This is a genomic window from Ensifer sp. B1-9 (genome assembly GCF_050474445.1).
Lineage (GTDB): Bacteria > Pseudomonadota > Alphaproteobacteria > Rhizobiales > Rhizobiaceae > Ensifer.
Window position 1 is genome coordinate 122902 of record NZ_JBCHVG010000007.1, and the last position, 17829, is coordinate 140730.

The following is a 17829-nucleotide window of genomic DNA, read 5'->3' on the forward strand; positions in this document are numbered from 1 at the left end:
GCAGCACCGAACTTGAAAATTCGCAGCATGATCCGCGGCGGCGGCAGGCTTTCGCGGATCATGCTCGACTGGCACACCCTAAGCGGCGGGATGCGCCGTGAAGCGGGCCGAGGATGCGGCTTCCCGCCTTCACCCCGCTTCAACTCGTCAACGGTCAGTCGTGGCGGGTCCCCTTGTAGAAGAGGCTCGCCCGGTTTCGCGAGGCGCGGGTCAGATAGCTCGCCGGATTGTCGAAGAAGGGCGAGGTGATCGCCTCGCGCACATCTTCTCGCTTCAGCCCCATATCGAGGAGCTGGCGGTCATCCAGGTCATTCAGACGGCCGATCGCATATCGGTTTCGCAGTTGGCGCCATACGGACGTCAGCATCCCTGCGACGCCGACGGCGCGGGAGGCAGGGGACTGCTTTCCTGCAACGAGGTCGAGATCGAGGACGTGGGTCGTGCGCATGACGGTACTCCTTTTCTTTCAGGCACGAAGAGGCCCATCCCCTGCGGGGAGGTCAAACGCAGGGGCGGGCCAAAAAGTTTGGGAATCGCCGGCGATTGCCGGCCGGGGATCGATGAATTTGCCCCTGATAGATCGCAAATCCTTATTGATCAGTCCAACGAATGTTTTTAATGATATTCATCAAACAATCTTATGGATGCATCACGGCCATGTCCGCACCGCTCGATATCGACCAGCTCCAGACCTTTGTCGCGATCGCCGACACGGGTAGCTTCACCAAGGCGGCCGACCGGGTCTTCAAGACCCAATCCGCCGTGTCGATGCAGATGCGCCGCCTGGAAGAGCGCATCGGCAAGCCGCTTTTCATGAAGGATGGGCGCGGCAACCGGCTGACCGTCGAGGGCGACCGGCTGCTCAATTTCGCACGCCGCATGATCCGCCTCAACAACGAAGCGATCGCCTCCTTCGACGACAATCGCCTCGAAGGCACGCTGCGCATCGGCACGCCCGACGATTACGCCGACCGCTACATGCCCGAGATCATCATGCGCTTCGCCAAGACGCATCCGAATGTCGAGCTCAATATCGTCTGCGAACCCTCCGTGGATCTCGCCGAAAAGATGGCCAAGGGCGACCTCGACATTGCGCTGGTCACGCACAATCCGCGCGCGCGCGCTTCCGATGTCGTCCGCACGGAGCCGCTCTGCTGGGTCAGCTCGATCAACCATCCGCTGCCGGAGAACGCACCGATCCCGCTCGCCGTCGGCCGACGTGACTGTCTGTGGCGGCAGGCCGCCTGTGCGGCGCTCGATGCGACCGGGCGGGAATATCAGATCCTGTTCACGAGCTGGTCTTCGACGGTGGTCGCTGCGGCGGTGCTGGCCGGCATGGCCGTGTCGGTCCTGCCGGAGTCGGCGCTCCGTCCGGGCATGAAGGTGCTGACGCTGGCAGACGGCTTTCCGGCGCTGGCGCCAGTGCAGATCGGCATCATGAAGCGTCCGGGCCTCTCGCCCTCGCTCTCGAATGCGATCAGCAACCACATCACCGCCTGCCTCGACAACATCACGCCGATCAGCACCAATGACGATATCGATGGCGATATCAAGGGCTTCCCACGCTATCCGCGGCTGAGGCAGAGCCATATGCTGCCGGGCTGGTAAGACCCAAACGACAGGAGGCCACGCACTCGAAGGGGCGCGTGGTTTTCATGCGGCTGTCCACGCGGCAGCGCGCCCTCCGACCTGTTCCGTGGCCGTGCCGACCGTATCCGCTGGGCGGGTCCGAAGCGCGGCCCGGCCACCTTGGCGAACCTGTTTTTCATCGCCGACGATAATCTCCGATTGCATTTGAACTCAAATTTGATAGGGCGTTCCTATCATGCTCACACTCCGACAGATGCGCTACTTCGAGGCGCTTGCCTCCGTTCGCCACTTCGGCAAGGCCGCCGAACTCGTTCACGTCAGCCAGCCGGCGCTCTCCGCCCAGATCATGGAAATGGAAAATCATCTGGGCGTGAAACTGGTGGAGCGCAGCCGCAGCGGCGTTTTTCTCACCCGCAAGGGCGAAGAGGTGCTGGCCCGCGCCCGCGCCATCCTTGCCGAGGTGGATCTGCTCGAGCAGAGCGCGCGCGCCAGCGCCGGGACGCTCGAGGGACGGATCCGCATCGGCGTCATCCCGACGCTCGCCCCCTACCTCGTGCCGCGTCTGGTGCCGCATCTGCGCAGCGTCTATCCGGCAATCGAGATCGAGTTGAAGGAATCGGTGACATCGCGGCTGGTTGGTGATCTCGGTGAGGGCCTGCTCGACGCGGTCGTTGCGGCGCTGCCGATCGACGCGGAAGGACTTGCGACGAAGCCGCTCTTCTCCGATCGGTTCTACATGGCGATGGCCGACGATGAACGCAACATCCTGATGTCGCCGCTGACCGAAGATCAGGTCGATGTCGAACAGTTGCTGCTGCTCGAAGAGGGCCACTGCCTACGCGACCAGGCGCTGGCCGTCTGCAGTACGGCCGGCAAGCGGCGCCTTGTCAGCTTCGGCGCCACGTCGATGACGACGCTCCTGCAGATGGTCGCCAACGGCATGGGCATGACGCTGATCCCCGAGATTGCCATTGCGACCGAGGCCGCGCGCAACTCGATCCGCATCGTGCCGTTCGCGGCCCCCGAACCGGCCCGCGAGATCGGCCTCGTCTGGCGTCGCAGCAGCCCGCGCGAACGCGATATGGAGGCGCTGGCGGCGGCCATCAGCGGCTGCGCCGACGATATCATCCGGGCGGCCGCCGCCTGAGCCGAACCCGCGTTCAGGCGAGCTTGGCCTTCAGGAACTCCACGGTCCGGCTCCAGGCGAGATCGGCGGCAGCCTTGTCATAGCGCGCGGCGGAGGTGTCGTTGTTGAAGGCATGGTTGACGCCGTCATAGATGTAGATCGTTGCGTCCTTGCCATTGTCCTTGAGCGCCTTCCGATAGGCGTCGATGCCGGCATTGATACGCCCGTCGAGCCCGGCATAGTGGAGCAGCAGGGCGGCTTTGATCTTCGGTACCTCCTCCGCCTTGGGCTGGGCGCCGTAATAGGCAACGCCAGCCTTGAGATCGGGCGAGCCGACGGCGAGCCGATTGACGAGGCCGCCTCCCCAACAGAAGCCGATGGCACCGACCTTCCCCGTCGATTGCTGGTGCCCTTGCAGGAAGGCCACGGTCGCAACGGCATTCGCCGTCGTTGCTGTCGCATCCAGCGCGCCGATCATCTCGCGCGCCTTGTCCTCGTCCGTCGGCGTCCCGCCCGATGGCGACAGGAAGTCGGGTGCAAGCGCCAGGAAGCCTTCGAGCGCCACGCGCCGCGCAACGTCGCGGATATGCGGATTGAGCCCGCGGTTTTCATGAATGACGATCACCGCCGGCAGCTTGCCGCTCATTTGCGCCGGGCGAACGAGATAGCCTTTCATGTCGCCGGCCGCGCCGGGATAGGTAATGTCTTCGCCGGCGACCCGTGTGTCAGTCGCGGCAATGATCTCCGCCTTGGCGCCGTTCGCAGCAAGCAGCGGTGCGATCGCCGCTGCCGCGGCGGCAGAGCCGGCCAGCCCGGTCAGCTTTTCCATGAAGCGACGGCGATCGAGGGTCAGATGCGTGTATTCATCATAGGCGTCGATCATCGCCTGCGTAATTTTCAGTTCCTGCATGTCGGCCTCCTTCGGTTTCGTTCTCCCGTGGCGGCAGACAGAACCGCCCGCGACAGAATAGGTGCGCGGACGGCGTGGAACAGACAAACTTGCGTTACCAATCGTGAACGGCGTCAGCCGTTGAGGTCGAGCACGATCCGGCCGTCGATCTTGCCTTCTTCCATGCGGGCAAAGATCGCGTTGATGTTCTCGATCTTGTCCCAGGTGAAATGCGAGGCGACCTTGCCTTCGCCGGCGAACTCCAGCGACTCCTCGAGGTCCTGGCGTGTGCCGACGATGGAACCGCGGATGGTGATGCGCTTCAGCACCGTATCGAAGATCGGCAGGCACATCTGGCCCGGCGGCAGGCCGACCAGCGCCATGGTTCCCTTGGAGCGCAGCATATTGAACGCCTGCTCCATCGCCTTGGGCGCCACCGCCGTCACCAGCGCTCCGTGCACACCGCCGGTCGCCTTTTGGACCTGATCGACTGCATCCTTGTCGCGCGCATCGACGACGAGGTCGGCACCAAGCTTTCTCGCCAGCGCCAGTTTCTCCGGAAAGATATCGACGGCGGCGACATGCATGCCCATCGCCTTGGCGTATTGCACCGCCATGTGGCCGAGCCCGCCGATGCCGGAGATCAACGCCCATTCGCCGGGACGCACCTCGGTCTCCTTCAGGCCCTTGTAGACGGTGACGCCGGCGCAGAGGATCGGCGCGGCCGGTCCGAATTCAAGCTTTGCCGGCAGGCGCTCGACGAAATCCGGATCGGCAAGGCCGTATCGGGCAAAGGTGCCGTTGACGGAGTAGCCGGTGTTCTGCTGGCTGCCGCAGAGCGTCTCCCAGCCGGTGCGGCAGGGCGTGCAGCCGCCGCAGGCCGTGTGCAGCCACGGCACGCCGACGCGGTCGCCTTCCTTCAGGCGCGCGACGCCGCTGCCGAGCTTGGCGACATAACCGACGCCTTCGTGTCCGGGGATGAAGGGCGGCTTCGGCTTGACCGGCCAGTCGCCGTTGGCGGCGTGCAGGTCCGTATGGCAGACGCCGGTCGCCTCGTATTTGATCAGAACCTGGCCGGGGCCCGGCTCCGGTATCGGCACTTCCTCGATTACCAGCGGCTTGCCGAATTCGCGCACCACAGCGGCTTTCATCGTTGCGGTCATCTCGTCCTCCGATGCGTTGTCGTCCAACGTCAGCAGACTACCCGCAAGAGCAGCACCGGGTACTTGATGCGTATCAAGGCGCGAAGATCATTTTGGCAAACTGTCTCAGATCTGAGCCAGTCGCGACCTAAGCGGGATCAGCTCATCGCCATCCAGACGGCAAGCCACACCCACATGGCGAAAAGCGTCGCGGCGCCCGCCATGAACAGCGGCCGGCGATAACGGATGCGGTTGCTGGTGACATGCACGAAGGCATGCACATAGCGCAGCGCGACGAAAAGCCAGGCAAGACCCAGCGAGACGATGTTGTCGGCCTCGGTGATGTAGAGCAGCACGCAGCAGACGTAGAAGAGAACCGGCAGCTCGAACTGGTTGGCGATGCTGTTCTTCACCACCAGGCTTTCGCCCGGTTCGTCGCGGTTCTCGCGAAACTGGGCCGCGTGCACCTTGCCGGCGCGGACAAGCCTCACCCGGCGGAGGGAAAGGAGAGCGTAGAGGCAGAAAACGAGAAGAACATGGACCACGATCGGCCAGAAAATCTCGAAACCCGTCATGCGCTGCTCCCTGAAATAAGCTCATTCTGAAAAACTTGATCTGAAAAGGCGAAGGGCGCCGCGAGTTCTCGCGGCGCCCTTCGAATGCAATCGCGATCAGTGCGCGCCCGGATAGTTCGGGCTCTCGCGAGTGATCGTCACGTCGTGGGCGTGGCTTTCGCGAAGGCCGGCGCCGGAGATACGCACGAACTGGGCACGCTCCTGGTATTCCTTGATGGTCGGGCCGCCGACATAGCCCATGGACGCTTTAAGGCCGCCGGCGAGCTGGTGCAGCACGCCTGCAACCGGGCCCTTGTAGGGAACCTGGCCTTCGATGCCTTCCGGAACCAGCTTCAGCGTATCGCGTACTTCCGCCTGGAAGTAGCGGTCCGCCGAGCCGCGGGCCATGGCGCCGACGGAACCCATGCCGCGATAGGCCTTGAAGGAACGGCCCTGATAGAGGAACACTTCGCCCGGGCTCTCATCGGTGCCGGCAAGCAGCGAGCCGATCATGACGGCCGAAGCACCGGCGGCAATCGCCTTGGCGAGGTCGCCGGAGAACTTGATGCCACCGTCGGCGATGACGGGAATGCCGGCCGCCTGTGCGGCTTCGACGGCGCTCATGATCGCGGCGAGCTGCGGAACACCGACACCTGCGACGATGCGGGTGGTGCAGATCGAGCCCGGGCCGATACCGACCTTGACCGCATCCGCACCGGCATCGATCAACGCCTTGGTGCCGGCGGCGGTGGCGACGTTGCCGGCCATGATGCGAACCGAGTTCGAGAGCTTCTTGACGCGACCAACGGCGTCGAGCACGCGCTGCGAGTGGCCGTGGGCGGTGTCGACGACGATCAGGTCGACGCCGGCATCGATCAGCCGCTCGGCGCGCTCATAGCCGTCATCGCCGACCGAAATGGCAGCGGCGGCGCGAAGGCGGCCTTGCGCGTCCTTCGAGGCGTTCGGATTGAGCTGCGCCTTCTCGATGTCCTTGACGGTGATCAACCCGACGCAACGGCCGCCGGCATCGACGACCAGCAGCTTCTCGATGCGGTGCTTGTGAAGAAGCCGCTTGGCTTCCTGCTGGTCGACGCTTTCCTTGACCGTGACCAGATTCTCATGGGTCATCAGCTCATGGATCTTCTGGTTCGGATCCGAAGCGAAGCGAACGTCGCGGTTGGTGAGGATGCCGACGAGACGGCCCTGCTTCTGGCCGCCGGCGCCACCGTTCTCGACGACCGGGATGCCGGAAATGCCGTGCTGCTTCATCAGGCCCAGCGCGTCGGCGAGCGTGGCATCGGGGCCGATCGTCACCGGGTTGACGACCATGCCGCTTTCGAACTTCTTGACCTGACGGACCTCTTCGGCCTGTTCGGCCGGCGTCAGGTTGCGGTGGATGACGCCGATGCCGCCGGCCTGTGCCATCGCGATCGCGAGGCGGCCCTCGGTCACCGTGTCCATCGCCGACGACAGGATCGGCAGGTTGAGGTCGATGTCCTGCGCAATGGTGGTCGCGATGTTGGTCTGACCCGGCATGACTTCGGAATGTCCGGGCAGGAGCAGAACGTCGTCGAAGGTCAAAGCCTCCAGACCAGTTGCCGTTTCGATGATGCGCGCCATGGCCAATTCCCTTCAATAAACGAAAACCCCCGGGGACGGGCTGCGATTTGTCCACCGGGTGACTTCAAAGCGTGTCTTGGAAGTTGGCGAGGGCTCGTAACACGGATATGTCAGGATGAAAATAGCCAATGCCGGGAAATGTCCCGCCTTCGACCGATATTTGTTGCAGGGCAACAATTTCGCGAGACACAGCCCGGGAGTCGGTCAGATATCGAGCTGATAGCTGACGGGCACGAAGCGATAGCCCTCGCCCTGTTTCTCGACGAAGCCGACGGCCGGGAACGGCATGTGGTAGCCGATGAAGGGCAACCGCTCGCTGGCGATCATGTCGAAAACCCTGCGGCGCGTCTCTGCCGCCTTCGCCTTGTCCATGTCGAAGCGCACTTCCCAATCCGGGCGCTGCAGCGACAGCACGTAATGGTTGGCCGTATCGGCCGTCAGCATCATGCCCTTGCCGTCGGAAGCGAGACGGAACACCATGTGGCCCGGCGAATGACCGAAGGCGGCAACGGCGGAGATGCCGGGCACGACCTCGGCGCCATCAGCGATGAAGGTCGCCTTTTCCGCAAGCGGCACCACCTTCTCCAGCACCGCCTTGTGCCCGTTTTCCGCCGGCGTGCCGGCGCGTGCGGGATCCGTCCAGAAGGCGTATTCGGCTTCGCCCATCACGTAACGGGCATTCGCGAATGCCGGCTTGCCGGCTTCCATGAGACCACCGATGTGATCGCCATGCATATGGGTCACCACGACGACCGAGACCTGCTCCGGCGCGTAGCCTGCGGCGCGGATACTCTCGGCGAGACGCCCCAGACCGGCTTGGCGGCCGCTCTCGCCCATGCCGGTATCGAAGAGCACGACATCCGTTCCGGTATCGACGAGAACCGGCGAGAAACTGTTGACCAGCGCCTCGGTCGGCAGAAAGTTCTGTTGCAGCAATTCCGCAACCGCCTGCTGCGGCTGGTTGATGCCGTAGATCTCATGCGGTTTCTCGATGACGCGCCGGCCGTCATTGACGACGACGACCTTGAAGGCGCCGAGCTTGAGAGAGCGGAACGGGGGATGGCTTGCGTACATGTCGGTCTTTTCCGCCTTTTCCTCAGCCGCCGCAATGCCGTCATCGACGATGGCGCAGCCAGAATGCCAAATGTTCCTGCCCCCATCGGGGTCCTGCGCTTCATCAACATTTCACTCATGGTCCATTCCCGCCTTGCTGCCCTGTCGAATCCCGTTGCCCCAATGGACAACCGGGCCAGAAGTAGCGTCTTGACAGCAATAGCCAGCCGGGATCACAGGCTTTTGATCCGCAATCACCGGTTTCGCCCCGACAAAAGCCATTACCAGCATTAGCTTCTCGCCATCGCTGACTGTCTCCGAAGCACCATTCCATGAACCGTATCGTCCCGATGATCCTCGCCGTCGCTCTCTTCATGGAGCAGATGGATTCCACCGTAATTTCCACGTCGCTGCCGGCCATCGCCCGCGACATCGGCGTCGGGCCGATCACCCTCAAGCTGGCGTTGACGGCCTATATGGTGGCGCTGGCGATCTTCATTCCCTTGAGCGGCTGGATGGCCGACCGCTTCGGCGCCAAGAAGATTTTTCGCGCGGCGATCCTCGTCTTCATCGCCGGCTCTGTTCTCTGCGCCATCTCCAACAGCCTCGTCGCCTTCGTCTTCTCGCGCTTCCTGCAGGGCATGGGCGGCGCGATGATGACGCCGGTCGCCCGCCTGGTGCTGGTGCGCGGCACGCCCCGCAGCGAACTCGTCTCGGCCATGGCGCTTCTCACGATCCCGGCGCTTGTAGGACCGCTCGCCGGGCCGCCGCTCGGCGGCTTCATCACCACCTATTTCTCCTGGCACTGGATCTTCCTGATCAACGTGCCTGTCGGCATCGCCGGCTATATCCTCTCCGGCATCTATCTGCCGACCATGGAGCCGCGGGATCCGCCACCGGTCGATGTGCTCGGTTTCGTGCTCGGCGGAATTGCCGCGTCCGGCATCGTCTTCGGTCTCTCCGTGATCAGCCTGCCGGCGCTGCCGCCTGCCGTCGGTATCGCCTCGGTGGCGGTCGGCACGCTTTCAGCGCTGCTCTATATCCGCCATGCCCGGCGCCATCCGGCGCCGGTTCTCGATCTCAATCTCTTCAAAGACAGCGCGTTTCGCGCCGCCTCGATCGGCGGCACGATCTTTCGCATCTCGGTCGGCGCGGTGCCCTTCCTGATGCCCTTGATGCTGCAGGTCGGCTTCGGGCTCAATCCGTTCCAGTCCGGCCTCATCACCTTCATTGGCGCGGTCGGCGCAATCACCACCAAGTTCTACGCGCGGCGCGTGCTCGCCTTCGCCGGCTTCCGCACGACACTGATCCTCGCCGCAATCCTCGCTGCGATCACCACCTTCGCCAACGGCTTCTTCACGCCGGCAACGCCCTACCTGCTGATGATCACCATCTTGCTGATTGCAGGCTTTGCCCGTTCCTTCTTCTTCACCAGCGTCAATGCGCTCTCTTTCGCAGACATAGACGATGCGGATGCCAGCAAGGCGACCTCGATGAGCGCGGTGCTGCAGCAGATCAGCCTGGCGCTCGGCGTCGCCGTTGCCGGCGCGATCCTCGAAATCGAAACCAAACTCAGCGGCGGCCCGCTGCAGCTCGACGATTTCCACACCGCCTTCATGATCATCGCCGGCGCCAACCTGATCGCGGCGATCCCGTTCCTCACCATGGCGAAGAACGCCGGCGCCTCGGTTTCCGGGCACCGGCTGCCGGTGCGCGAAGTCGAGTCGGCCGCGGGCAAGTAGGAAATCTCAGGACTTCCAGTGCCGACCTGCGTGCGAAGGAAGGCGCCCGTCCGTTGCGAGAGCTATTCCGGGCGCTCGCAGACGGCGGCGATCTTGTTGCCGTCGAGATCGCGCACCCAAGTGCCGTAAAAATTCGCATGGAACGGACGCAGCCCCGGCGCGCCCTCGTCCGTGCCGCCATTGGCAAGGGCTGCCGCGTGGAAGGCATCGACGGCCGAGCGCGTCTCGGCTCTGAGCGCGATGCTCACGCCATTGCCATAGGTGGCGGGCTCGCGGTTGAAGGGCGTCACCACCCAGAAACGGATGCGGTCGCCCTCGGACCCATAGCCGATCTCGGTCTCATCCTGGCGCTGGCGGCGGTAGCCGAGCGCCGGTAGCACCGCATCATAGAAGGAGCCGGCGCGCTCGAGATCGTTTGTTCCGACGGTCACGTAGAGCAGCATGTTATTCAGCCGCCTCGTCTTCGGTTTCCGTCTCGCTGCCGGCCTTCTGGCGTCCCTTGAAGCCCTTGGCGAGCAGGAACATTTCGACCGATTCGGCGCGCGACGACGCCGGTTTCACATGGATGACCTGGCGGAAATTCTGCTTGAGCATGTTGAGCAGGTCGCGCTCCGTGCCGCCCTGGAAGGTCTTCGCCAGGAAATGTCCGCCCTCGGCGAGCACGTCGACCGCGAAATAGGCGGCGACCTCGCAGAGATGCATGGTGCGCAGGTGGTCGGTCTGGCGATGGCCTGTCGTCGGCGCCGCCATGTCGGAGATGACCAGGTCCGGCGTGCCGCCGATCGCTTCCTTGAGTTTGCCCGGCGCCTCCGGGTCGAGGAAGTCCATCTGCAGGATACGCACACCCGGGATCGGGTCCACTTCGAGGAAATCGATCGCGGCGACGCGCGGATCGGCATCGGTCGAATTAGTGACCTTGGCGGCGATCTGCGACCAGCTCCCGGGAGCGGCACCAAGGTCGATGATGCGGCGGGCGCCGTTCAGGATCTTGTGCTTCTCGTCGATCTCCAAAAGCTTGAAAGCCGCGCGGGCGCGATAGCCCTCGAGCTGGGCGCGCTGCACATAGGGATCGTTGATGTGGCGCTCCAGCCAGCGGCGGGAGGATGCCTTGAGCTTGCCCTTCTTGACCTTCTGGCCAAGCTTGCGGCCGCTGCGGTTGCCGCCAACAGGGGGTTTTGTCATGCCTTGTTTCCTTCCTGGCTGCCGGCATTGGCGCCGCGCTGGTGACGGCGCGGCCGCGAGCGGCGCCAGGCTCCGTCATCCGCCATCATATCGGTCAGCAGCCCCTCGCGCAGGCCGCGATCGGCAACACGCATGCGGGTCGACGGCCAGCGGCGGCGGATAGCCTCGAGAATTGCGCAGCCGGCGAGCACCAGGTCGGCGCGATCCGGACCGATGCAAGGATTGGCGGCGCGCGCATTGAAGTCCCAGGAGAGCAGGCGCGCCTGCATGGCCGAGACTTCGTCGTCGGTGAGCCACAGGCCATCGACGCGGCGGCGATCATAGCGCGGCAAATCGAGATGCACGCCGGCAAGCGTGGTGACCGTGCCCGACGTGCCGATCAGGTGGAATCCACTGCCGGAAGCGCCGTTTGCCAGCGCCTCGACCGGGGGGCTTTCGAAGCGGGCAAGCATGCCCTCCACCTCATTCACCATCGCCTCGAAACTTGCCGGCGTCACGTGCTGGCCGCCATGGCGCTCCGAGAGCGTGACGACGCCAACCGGCAGCGAGGTCCAATGGGTGATGTGGTTGGCAAGCCGGTTCGAGCGCGAATCACCGATCCTGATGACGGCAATCTCCGACGAGCCGCCGCCGATATCGAAGAGCACCACCGAACGCGTCTCGCGATCGACGAGCGACGAGCAGCCGGAGACGGCAAGCCGCGCCTCGGTTTCGCGGTTGATGATCTCCAGTTCCAACCCGGTTTCGCGCGCCACCCGATCGAGGAAGTTCTCGCCGTTTTCGGCGGCACGCGCGGCTTCCGTCGCGATCAAGCGGCTGCGGCGGATCGTTCGGGCACCGAGCTTCGAGGCGCAGATCTTCAACGCCTCGACCGCGCGCTCCATCGCCTCGTCCGACAGGCGGCCGCTGGCACCGAGCCCCTCGCCCAGGCGAACGATGCGCGAAAAGGCATCGACCACCCGGAATTGGCCCGGGCGCGTCGGCTGCGCGATCAGCAGGCGGCAATTGTTGGTGCCGAGGTCGAGCGCGGCATAAAGCGGCGCCGGCGGTTCGCTGGCGGCAACATAGGGCGTGCGCGGTTGATCGGCGCGCTGGCCCGGCCGCGGCTGTGACGCCGTCTGTCCATTGGAAGCGGAGGTCGCGGACCGAGCATTGCCGCCATCGGCAGCCCTTTGCTGTACCGGCTGGCGCTCGCCGCTCGTCAGCGGACGGCCCTGGAGGCCACGACGATGCCGCGCCTTCTTGCTGCGCTTGTGGCCCTTGCGCTCGCCGAGCGACGGCTCGACGACTTGCGCGCTGCCGCCCTGCTGCGCGGACGGGCCCGTGGCCTGCTGCTTTGCGGATTTCGAACGACGACGCCGTTTGCGCTTACGCGCCGGTTCCGCATCGTTCTGTCCTGCGGGACGCCCTGCCATGCCGGCAGTGCCGGGCTGGCTGGCAATTGCAGACGGCGAAGCAGACGACTTGCGTCGTTTCCGCTTGCCCTTGCCGTTGCGCGGACCGAGCCTCGATCCATCACTGCGGCCTGCTGCCGACGCCCCGGATTCGGACGGCTTTTCGCCGTGATCGGGGTCTTTCACTTGTCTCAACCATGGCGCCGCGCAAGCCCTTGGGCCGCTCAAGGCGCTCTCTCGATTTTTCGTTGGCGCGACTGTACCAGCGCAATCCCCATTCGCCAAACTGTTTTTGACTGCGTCGCCAAGGACTAAGCCCGGATGCGGCCAACTCTGCGGACAACAATATGCCCAGCACCTCTGCCTTGGCGCGCTCACCACTGCCGCTCGCCCGCCAATGCGCGGCACCACCGCGCACCTCCGACGCCGCAAACCGGTGCAAAAATCCAGCCGCCACATCGAGATCGCATTTTTTTGCCAAAAGGTATTTGCATTGGCCGCCGTTTTGTTTATAAGCCCGCCACACCGACGCGACGGGCAGCACCCGACAGCGCACCTTGGGGAATAGGTTAACGGTAGACCAGCGGACTCTGACTCCGTTAGTCCTGGTTCGAATCCAGGTTCCCCAGCCAATCTCTTCCGCAATAGACGCAATTTTGCCGCGCACCCAACATCGTCGCATCTTGTCGCGTGCGATGTGCCCAACGGCTGGCAGTCTAGAAAGCCAACGCGCAGCCGTCCTTGCGCGGGTCCGAACCTGCCTGCAAGAAGCCGTTGATCGAATCGATCAGGATCGCCTGGCCGCCGCCATGCGGCATCTCCGCCATCTTCACCTCATGGCCGAGCGCCGCGAGCCCTTTCAGCACGTCCTCGCGGATGCCGCGTTCGGCCTCGAAGCGGCCCATCTGGTGGAAGCCGCGGGCGCAGTCGATCGCCTCCTGCACATTCATGCCGAAGTCGACGATGTTGGTCAGCACATGGCTCTGCCCGACCGGCTGGAAGCCGCCGCCCATCACCCCGAAAGACAACCACGGCCGGCCATCCTTCATCGCCATTGCCGGGATGATGGTGTGCAGCGGGCGTTTGCGCGGCCCCACGCAGTTGGGGTGCGCAGGATCGACGCGGAAACCGATGCCGCGGTTATGCAATAGTACGCCGGTCTTCGGGCTGCTGATGCCGGTGCCGTACGACCAGAACAGCGAATTGATGAAGGAACAGGCATTGCCCTTTTCGTCGACCACGCTGATGTAGACCGTGTCGCGATAGGTGGTGGCACCCGCCGGACCGGCGACCGGCATGGCCGTCTTCAGGTCGATGCGGCTGCGCAGCTCGTCGGCAAACGCAGCGGAAAGCAGCTTTTCTACCGGCACATCGGCAAAGTCGGGATCGGCGACATATTTGTCACGCGCCTGGAAAGCGAGCCTCGTGGTCTCGGCTTCAATATGGAAACGCTCGACGCCGACCGGATCGTATCTCCCCAGATCGAAGCCGCTCAGGATATTGAGCATCAGCAAGGTGGTGATGCCGACGCCGCTTGGCGGAATCTCCAGAAGTTCTATCCCGCGATAGGTCGTGGAAATCGGATCGACCCAGAAGGCCTCTTGTGCGGCGAAGTCGTCGAGCGCGTGCGTGCCGCCGAGGCTGCGCAGGTAGCCCACCATGTCCTCGGCGACCCAGCCTGAATAGAAACCGTCACGGCCATTGGCGGCGATCTCACGCAGAACCTTCGCATGCTCGGGCTGGCGGAACAGTTCGCCCGCCCTCGGGGCGCGACCATCCCTCAACCACATGCGCGCACTGTTTGCGTCCGCTTTCAGCTTGTCTTCGTTGCGGCTCCAATCGACGGCAACGCGTTCGGTGACCGCAAATCCCTCCTCGGCATGGCAAATGGCGGGCTGCAGCAGATCACCCAGCGGCATGGAGCCGAAACGCTGGTTCAGCTTGCTCCAAGCATCGACCGCGCCGGGAATGGTGACCGCATGCACCGAGGTGAGCGGGATCTCCTTCAGTCCCTGCTTCAGCAGGTGTTCGGCGGTGAGGCCCTGGGGTGCACGGCCCGATCCGTTAAGGCCGAAGACCCGACTGCCATTGGCAACATCGGTGCCGGCGGGAGCGAAGAGAACGAAATTGTCGCCGCCGATGCCGGTCGAACCCGGCTCCACCACGCATTGCACGGCGCAGGCGGCAATCGCGGCATCGGCGGCATTGCCGCCACGGCGCAGGATCTCGATGGCCGTGAGCGTGGCAAGGGCGTGCGAGGTGGCGGCGGCGCCATGCCGACCCATGACGACGGAGCGGCCAGGCAGGTGCAGGTCACGCATGGGGCAGGAACTCCAAAAAAGCCGAGAACAACTCAGGCGCACGAACCTAAGCGCCTGCCGGGCGGATGGAAAGGCTGCAGTCGATGCGCCCAGCGCCGCAACCGGTCGCCCGGCGCATGCCGCAGAAGCGAATGGCGAAACAGCACTTCCGGGCTGCCCAACGTCCCGCAAGAGGCGCATAATCTCGTCTCTTCCAAGCGATCAGGCGGAGGACGGCCGATGTTCGATGCTGGCAAAAAGACGGACGCTGAATATGCAATCGAGTACATCCAGGAAAATCCGGAAGCCGGTCTTTGTTGCGAGGATCAGCGCTGGTGGATTACGCCGAACGCGAACGAGACCGATCAGCAGATCCTGTTCCTCGACGCCGTCGAGGCGGAGCGCCTGAAGGACGATGCACGCCTTCAAGCTGTGCCTGACATCGCCCACCCTGGCCGAGCTCTCTGGATCATGCGGAAGATGACTTAAAGCACGTCGCGATCTTTCAGATTCGCTCCTTTGCTTTAAGTCTTTGATATTTCGCATGTCGTTATCGCAAAACCGCCGCACACTTTTGCGCGACAAGGGCGTCGAACGGACTGCGACCGTCAGAGGAAAAGCTGGCCTGCGCTAGAGCAGCCCCCGTCCCGCAAGGTTGCGCATCAGCGCCGCCGCGCCGAAGCTCCAGGGCGCACAGTCCGTCGAAAGCCGGACGGTGTTGGTCAACCGGCCGAGATCCGCGTTGGCGATCGTCACGACGTCGCCCAGCTTGTGGGTGAAGCCCTGGCCGGGTTCGTCGCGGTCTTCGACGGGAGCGAAGAGCGTGCCCATGAACAGCATCAGGCCATCGGGATATTGGTGGTGCGGGCCGATGGTCTGGGCGACGAGATCGAGCGGGTCGCGGCTGATCTCCGCCATCGAGCTTCGGCCGGTAAGCCGGTAGCCATCCTCCCCTTCGACGAACAGGGTGAGCTCGGCCTTGCGGACATCGTCGATCGCGTAGGTTTCGTCGAACAGGCGAATGAAGGGGCCGATGGCACAGGAGGCGTTGTTGTCCTTGGCCTTGCCGAGAAGCAGCGCGGAGCGGCCCTCGATGTCGCGCAGGTTAACGTCGTTGCCGAGCGTTGCGCCCTTCACCTGGCCGCCGGAGGAAACCGCGAGCACGATCTCCGGCTCCGGATTGTTCCAGTGCGAGGCGGGGTGCAGGCCGACATCGGCGCCGGGACCGACCGCCGAAAGCACCTGGGCCTTGGTGAAGACCTCGGCATCGGGGCCGATGCCCACTTCCAGATATTGCGACCAGACGCCCTCCTCCTGGAGTGCTGCCTTGACGCGGGCGGCCTCCGGCGAGCCGGGCTTCAGGTTGCGCAGGCTGTCGCCGATGACGGCGGTGACGCGGCTGCGGATCGCTTCGGCACGGGACGCATCGCCCGCCGCCCGCTCCTCGATGACGCGCTCGATCATCGAGCGCGCGAAGGTGACGCCGCAAGCCTTCACCGCCTGCAGGTCCGAGGGGGCAATCAGATGCAGGGTCGATGCATCCGCCTTCCGCGCGAGGCAGTCCTCAAGCGAGGCGAGTCGGTCGCCGGAAACGGAGCGCAGATGCGCGACAGGATCCGAAAGCTCGAGCAGGTCGCACATGGTCGGCGTCGTTTTCGAGGTGATATCGAACAGAGCGCCGTCGCGGATCGTGACAAGCGACGGCCCGCCGAGATCGGGCCGCCAGACGCGGCCGACAAAAGTGCCCTTGCTAAACGCTGTATCGGTCATGCTACCTCTTCCTCCATGAGCGCTCTATCTCTTGCAGCCGAGAAGAGGGCTGTAAAGCCGGCGGCGGGGTGAACGTCCCCTGGGTTGCAATATCCGGAACATTGCAAATTTTCACGCGTTTACGGTTATGCCACGCGCCCACCGGGCGCCCTTGTCGCTTCGCGACGGCGCGAAATCCGTTGCCCCACGACTGTTCGGGAAGGTTCAGGAGCAGTCGTCTGCGGCCAGGAGGACGCCAAGAAAAGGATGAACGCAATGAACCAGCACGAAGAGTTCAAGGACAAGCCGGTAATCGATCCGGTGACCGGTCAGCCTATGCCGCAAACGCAGATGAGCGATGTGCCTCCGGCCCGCTCGGGGCGCAGCAACTGGCCGATCGTCATCATCCTGCTCGCCGGTCTGGTATTGGCGCTGATCGCCTGGCTGCCGGCCGAACTGAGCCGCGATACGGCCGACACGGCCGCACCGCCGCCGAAAGCGGACCAGCCGGCTACTGGCCAGGCAACCCCTAATACGACGGCACCGGGCACGACGGGCCAGGCTACTCCGCCGGCTGACACCGGCACGGCACCTTCCAGCGGAACGGCGACGCAGCCGGCGCCGCAGCAGGGCAGCCAGACACCCGAAACGCAGGGTTCGACCCCGAACTCCACCCCGGGCACCACGCCCAACATGACGCAGCCCGCGCAGTAACGGCTGACCGATACCCGTGGCCCGGAGGGCACGCCCTCCGGGCCATTCGCGGTCAGGACGGCAAGGGTCACGCGGCAGATCGAGCGAGCGCTCAGTTCGGCTTGATCGATGCCGCGATCATCGCATCCCACCCCGCGGCGGCGCAGTCGGCGACTGCCAGCAGGGTTTCTCGTGTCGCCCCGTCGCGCGCTTCGATCGACATTCCGTGCTGGAGCGAAGCGACATAGGCCGCGATTGCCGCGCATGGGGTACCTTCCGGCAAGTCGCCTTCGGCGACGCCGCGCTCAAACCGACGCTCCAGCGCAACCTGCTTCTCGAGCCGACGCATCTTCAACGCGTCGCACACTTCCGCATCCCCACCCTCCATTTGCGGCGCAGAGAGCACGACCATGCAGCCGCGCGGTTCTATGCCGCGGGTGAAGTTGTCGGCGGTCCGCCTCAGAAGGTCGTGTACCGCCGCCTTGGCCGTTGGCGCCGCCTCCAGATCATCCCAGATGCCGGCGCCATCCGTCCGGCCATAGAGATCGACCGCCTCGATGAAGAGCCGTGCCTTGCTGCCGAAGGCGGCGTAAAGGCTTGGCGGTTTCAGCCCCATTGCCTGGGTCAGATCCGCAAGCGACGTGTTGTCGTAGCCCTTATCCCAGAACAGCTGCATGGCACGCGCCAGTGCCTCCTCTCGGGAAAAATTGCGTGGACGGCCGCGGCTCGACATGAGAGCAATTCCTTTCTGTATCGATCAATACATAAATCGCTTGACAGCGCCTGGCAAGTTGT

The 17829-nt window shown here is 64.3% G+C and carries 17 protein-coding genes, 1 tRNA gene and 1 pseudogene; 6 read left to right on the forward strand and 13 right to left on the reverse strand.

Annotated elements, in window-relative coordinates; translation table 11 throughout:
• Positions 1 to 154 precede the first annotated feature (154 nt).
• Entirely contained in the window at positions 155 to 448 is a 294-nt protein-coding gene (locus tag ACQ5BM_RS14515) for a DUF1127 domain-containing protein (protein WP_429812303.1), read from the reverse strand.
• Positions 449 to 657: 209 nt separating this feature from the next.
• On the opposite strand from ACQ5BM_RS14515, the gene ACQ5BM_RS14520 reads away from it, so the two are divergent.
• Together ACQ5BM_RS14520 and ACQ5BM_RS14525 are read left to right on the forward strand one after the other, a co-directional pair.
• Positions 658 to 1608 carry a LysR substrate-binding domain-containing protein gene (locus tag ACQ5BM_RS14520; protein WP_429812305.1) on the forward strand — a complete coding sequence of 317 codons (951 nt, stop codon included), beginning with the start codon at positions 658 to 660 and terminating at the stop codon, positions 1606 to 1608.
• Between the two features lie 217 nt (positions 1609 to 1825).
• Positions 1826 to 2737 (forward strand): LysR substrate-binding domain-containing protein, encoded by a 912-nt coding sequence (locus tag ACQ5BM_RS14525; RefSeq protein WP_429812307.1) that lies wholly within the window; start codon positions 1826 to 1828, stop codon positions 2735 to 2737.
• A gap of 13 nt (positions 2738 to 2750) precedes the next feature.
• Here ACQ5BM_RS14525 and ACQ5BM_RS14530 read toward each other — a convergent pair whose 3' ends face one another.
• The 5 genes and pseudogenes from ACQ5BM_RS14530 to ACQ5BM_RS14550 form a co-directional block, all read right to left on the reverse strand.
• Complete coding sequence (locus tag ACQ5BM_RS14530; protein WP_429812310.1) at positions 2751 to 3626, reverse strand: dienelactone hydrolase family protein; 876 nt, start codon at positions 3624 to 3626, stop codon at positions 2751 to 2753.
• Positions 3627 to 3739: 113 nt separating this feature from the next.
• Positions 3740 to 4768 (reverse strand): alcohol dehydrogenase AdhP, encoded by a 1029-nt coding sequence (gene adhP, locus ACQ5BM_RS14535; RefSeq protein ID WP_429812313.1) that lies wholly within the window; start codon positions 4766 to 4768, stop codon positions 3740 to 3742.
• A 137-nt stretch (positions 4769 to 4905) separates the two neighbouring features.
• On the reverse strand, positions 4906 to 5322 hold the full coding sequence (locus tag ACQ5BM_RS14540) for an MAPEG family protein (protein ID WP_429812316.1): 417 nt from the start codon (positions 5320 to 5322) through the stop codon (positions 4906 to 4908).
• Positions 5323 to 5418: 96 nt separating this feature from the next.
• Entirely contained in the window at positions 5419 to 6921 is a 1503-nt protein-coding gene (gene guaB, locus ACQ5BM_RS14545; protein WP_429812318.1) for an IMP dehydrogenase, read from the reverse strand.
• Between the two features lie 204 nt (positions 6922 to 7125).
• Positions 7126 to 8114: pseudogene (locus ACQ5BM_RS14550) on the reverse strand (MBL fold metallo-hydrolase).
• Between the two features lie 192 nt (positions 8115 to 8306).
• On the opposite strand from ACQ5BM_RS14550, the gene ACQ5BM_RS14555 reads away from it, so the two are divergent.
• Positions 8307 to 9716: a DHA2 family efflux MFS transporter permease subunit gene (locus tag ACQ5BM_RS14555; RefSeq protein WP_429812321.1), complete on the forward strand. Its 1410-nt coding sequence runs from the start codon at positions 8307 to 8309 to the stop codon at positions 9714 to 9716.
• A gap of 62 nt (positions 9717 to 9778) precedes the next feature.
• Here ACQ5BM_RS14555 and ACQ5BM_RS14560 read toward each other — a convergent pair whose 3' ends face one another.
• Genes ACQ5BM_RS14560 through ACQ5BM_RS14575 form a run of 4 tightly spaced genes read right to left on the reverse strand, consistent with a single transcriptional unit; the run spans position 9779 to position 12836 of the window.
• Positions 9779 to 10159 carry a VOC family protein gene (locus ACQ5BM_RS14560; RefSeq protein ID WP_429812324.1) on the reverse strand — a complete coding sequence of 127 codons (381 nt, stop codon included), beginning with the start codon at positions 10157 to 10159 and terminating at the stop codon, positions 9779 to 9781.
• Between the two features lies 1 nt (position 10160).
• Positions 10161 to 10898: an RlmE family RNA methyltransferase gene (locus ACQ5BM_RS14565; RefSeq protein WP_429812327.1), complete on the reverse strand. Its 738-nt coding sequence runs from the start codon at positions 10896 to 10898 to the stop codon at positions 10161 to 10163.
• Complete coding sequence (locus ACQ5BM_RS14570; protein WP_429812329.1) at positions 10895 to 12478, reverse strand: Ppx/GppA phosphatase family protein; 1584 nt, start codon at positions 12476 to 12478, stop codon at positions 10895 to 10897. Before ACQ5BM_RS14570 ends, ACQ5BM_RS14565 begins: the two co-directional genes overlap by 4 nt.
• On the reverse strand, positions 12414 to 12836 hold the full coding sequence (locus ACQ5BM_RS14575; RefSeq protein WP_429812910.1) for a hypothetical protein: 423 nt from the start codon (positions 12834 to 12836) through the stop codon (positions 12414 to 12416). The genes ACQ5BM_RS14570 and ACQ5BM_RS14575 overlap by 65 nt, the downstream gene beginning before the upstream one ends.
• 14 nt (positions 12837 to 12850) lie before the next feature.
• Between ACQ5BM_RS14575 and ACQ5BM_RS14580 the strand changes: the two genes are divergently transcribed.
• Positions 12851 to 12924, forward strand: a tRNA-Gln gene (locus tag ACQ5BM_RS14580).
• A gap of 84 nt (positions 12925 to 13008) precedes the next feature.
• Here the strand turns inward: ACQ5BM_RS14580 and ggt are convergent.
• On the reverse strand, positions 13009 to 14613 hold the full coding sequence (ggt, locus tag ACQ5BM_RS14585) for a gamma-glutamyltransferase (protein WP_429812332.1): 1605 nt from the start codon (positions 14611 to 14613) through the stop codon (positions 13009 to 13011).
• 219 nt (positions 14614 to 14832) lie between these two features.
• Between ggt and ACQ5BM_RS14590 the strand changes: the two genes are divergently transcribed.
• Positions 14833 to 15081: a hypothetical protein gene (locus tag ACQ5BM_RS14590; protein WP_429812335.1), complete on the forward strand. Its 249-nt coding sequence runs from the start codon at positions 14833 to 14835 to the stop codon at positions 15079 to 15081.
• Positions 15082 to 15222: 141 nt separating this feature from the next.
• On the opposite strand, the gene ACQ5BM_RS14595 is transcribed toward ACQ5BM_RS14590, so the two are convergent.
• Entirely contained in the window at positions 15223 to 16362 is a 1140-nt protein-coding gene (locus ACQ5BM_RS14595) for a fumarylacetoacetate hydrolase family protein (protein ID WP_429812338.1), read from the reverse strand.
• A gap of 255 nt (positions 16363 to 16617) precedes the next feature.
• Here ACQ5BM_RS14595 and ACQ5BM_RS14600 point away from each other — a divergent pair, with 255 nt between their 5' ends.
• Positions 16618 to 17055: a hypothetical protein gene (locus ACQ5BM_RS14600; protein WP_429812340.1), complete on the forward strand. Its 438-nt coding sequence runs from the start codon at positions 16618 to 16620 to the stop codon at positions 17053 to 17055.
• 91 nt (positions 17056 to 17146) lie between these two features.
• On the opposite strand, the gene ACQ5BM_RS14605 is transcribed toward ACQ5BM_RS14600, so the two are convergent.
• Complete coding sequence (locus ACQ5BM_RS14605; protein ID WP_429812342.1) at positions 17147 to 17710, reverse strand: TetR/AcrR family transcriptional regulator; 564 nt, start codon at positions 17708 to 17710, stop codon at positions 17147 to 17149.
• Between the last annotated feature and the right edge of the window lie 119 nt (positions 17711 to 17829).

Coding starts and splice junctions, on each gene's coding strand:
- ACQ5BM_RS14555 (WP_429812321.1), top strand. CDS start 8,307: ATGAACCGTATCGTCCCGATGATCCTCGCCGTCGCTCTCTTCATGGAG.
- guaB (WP_429812318.1), bottom strand. CDS start 6,921: ATGGCGCGCATCATCGAAACGGCAACTGGTCTGGAGGCTTTGACCTTC.
- ACQ5BM_RS14600 (WP_429812340.1), top strand. CDS start 16,618: ATGAACCAGCACGAAGAGTTCAAGGACAAGCCGGTAATCGATCCGGTG.
- ACQ5BM_RS14605 (WP_429812342.1), bottom strand. CDS start 17,710: ATGCAGCTGTTCTGGGATAAGGGCTACGACAACACGTCGCTTGCGGAT.
- ACQ5BM_RS14540 (WP_429812316.1), bottom strand. CDS start 5,322: ATGACGGGTTTCGAGATTTTCTGGCCGATCGTGGTCCATGTTCTTCTC.
- ACQ5BM_RS14525 (WP_429812307.1), top strand. CDS start 1,826: ATGCTCACACTCCGACAGATGCGCTACTTCGAGGCGCTTGCCTCCGTT.
- ACQ5BM_RS14590 (WP_429812335.1), top strand. CDS start 14,833: ATGTTCGATGCTGGCAAAAAGACGGACGCTGAATATGCAATCGAGTAC.
- ACQ5BM_RS14515 (WP_429812303.1), bottom strand. CDS start 448: ATGCGCACGACCCACGTCCTCGATCTCGACCTCGTTGCAGGAAAGCAG.
- adhP (WP_429812313.1), bottom strand. CDS start 4,768: ATGACCGCAACGATGAAAGCCGCTGTGGTGCGCGAATTCGGCAAGCCG.
- ggt (WP_429812332.1), bottom strand. CDS start 14,613: ATGCGTGACCTGCACCTGCCTGGCCGCTCCGTCGTCATGGGTCGGCAT.
- ACQ5BM_RS14560 (WP_429812324.1), bottom strand. CDS start 10,159: ATGCTGCTCTACGTGACCGTCGGAACAAACGATCTCGAGCGCGCCGGC.
- ACQ5BM_RS14530 (WP_429812310.1), bottom strand. CDS start 3,626: ATGCAGGAACTGAAAATTACGCAGGCGATGATCGACGCCTATGATGAA.
- ACQ5BM_RS14595 (WP_429812338.1), bottom strand. CDS start 16,362: ATGACCGATACAGCGTTTAGCAAGGGCACTTTTGTCGGCCGCGTCTGG.
- ACQ5BM_RS14565 (WP_429812327.1), bottom strand. CDS start 10,898: ATGACAAAACCCCCTGTTGGCGGCAACCGCAGCGGCCGCAAGCTTGGC.
- ACQ5BM_RS14520 (WP_429812305.1), top strand. CDS start 658: ATGTCCGCACCGCTCGATATCGACCAGCTCCAGACCTTTGTCGCGATC.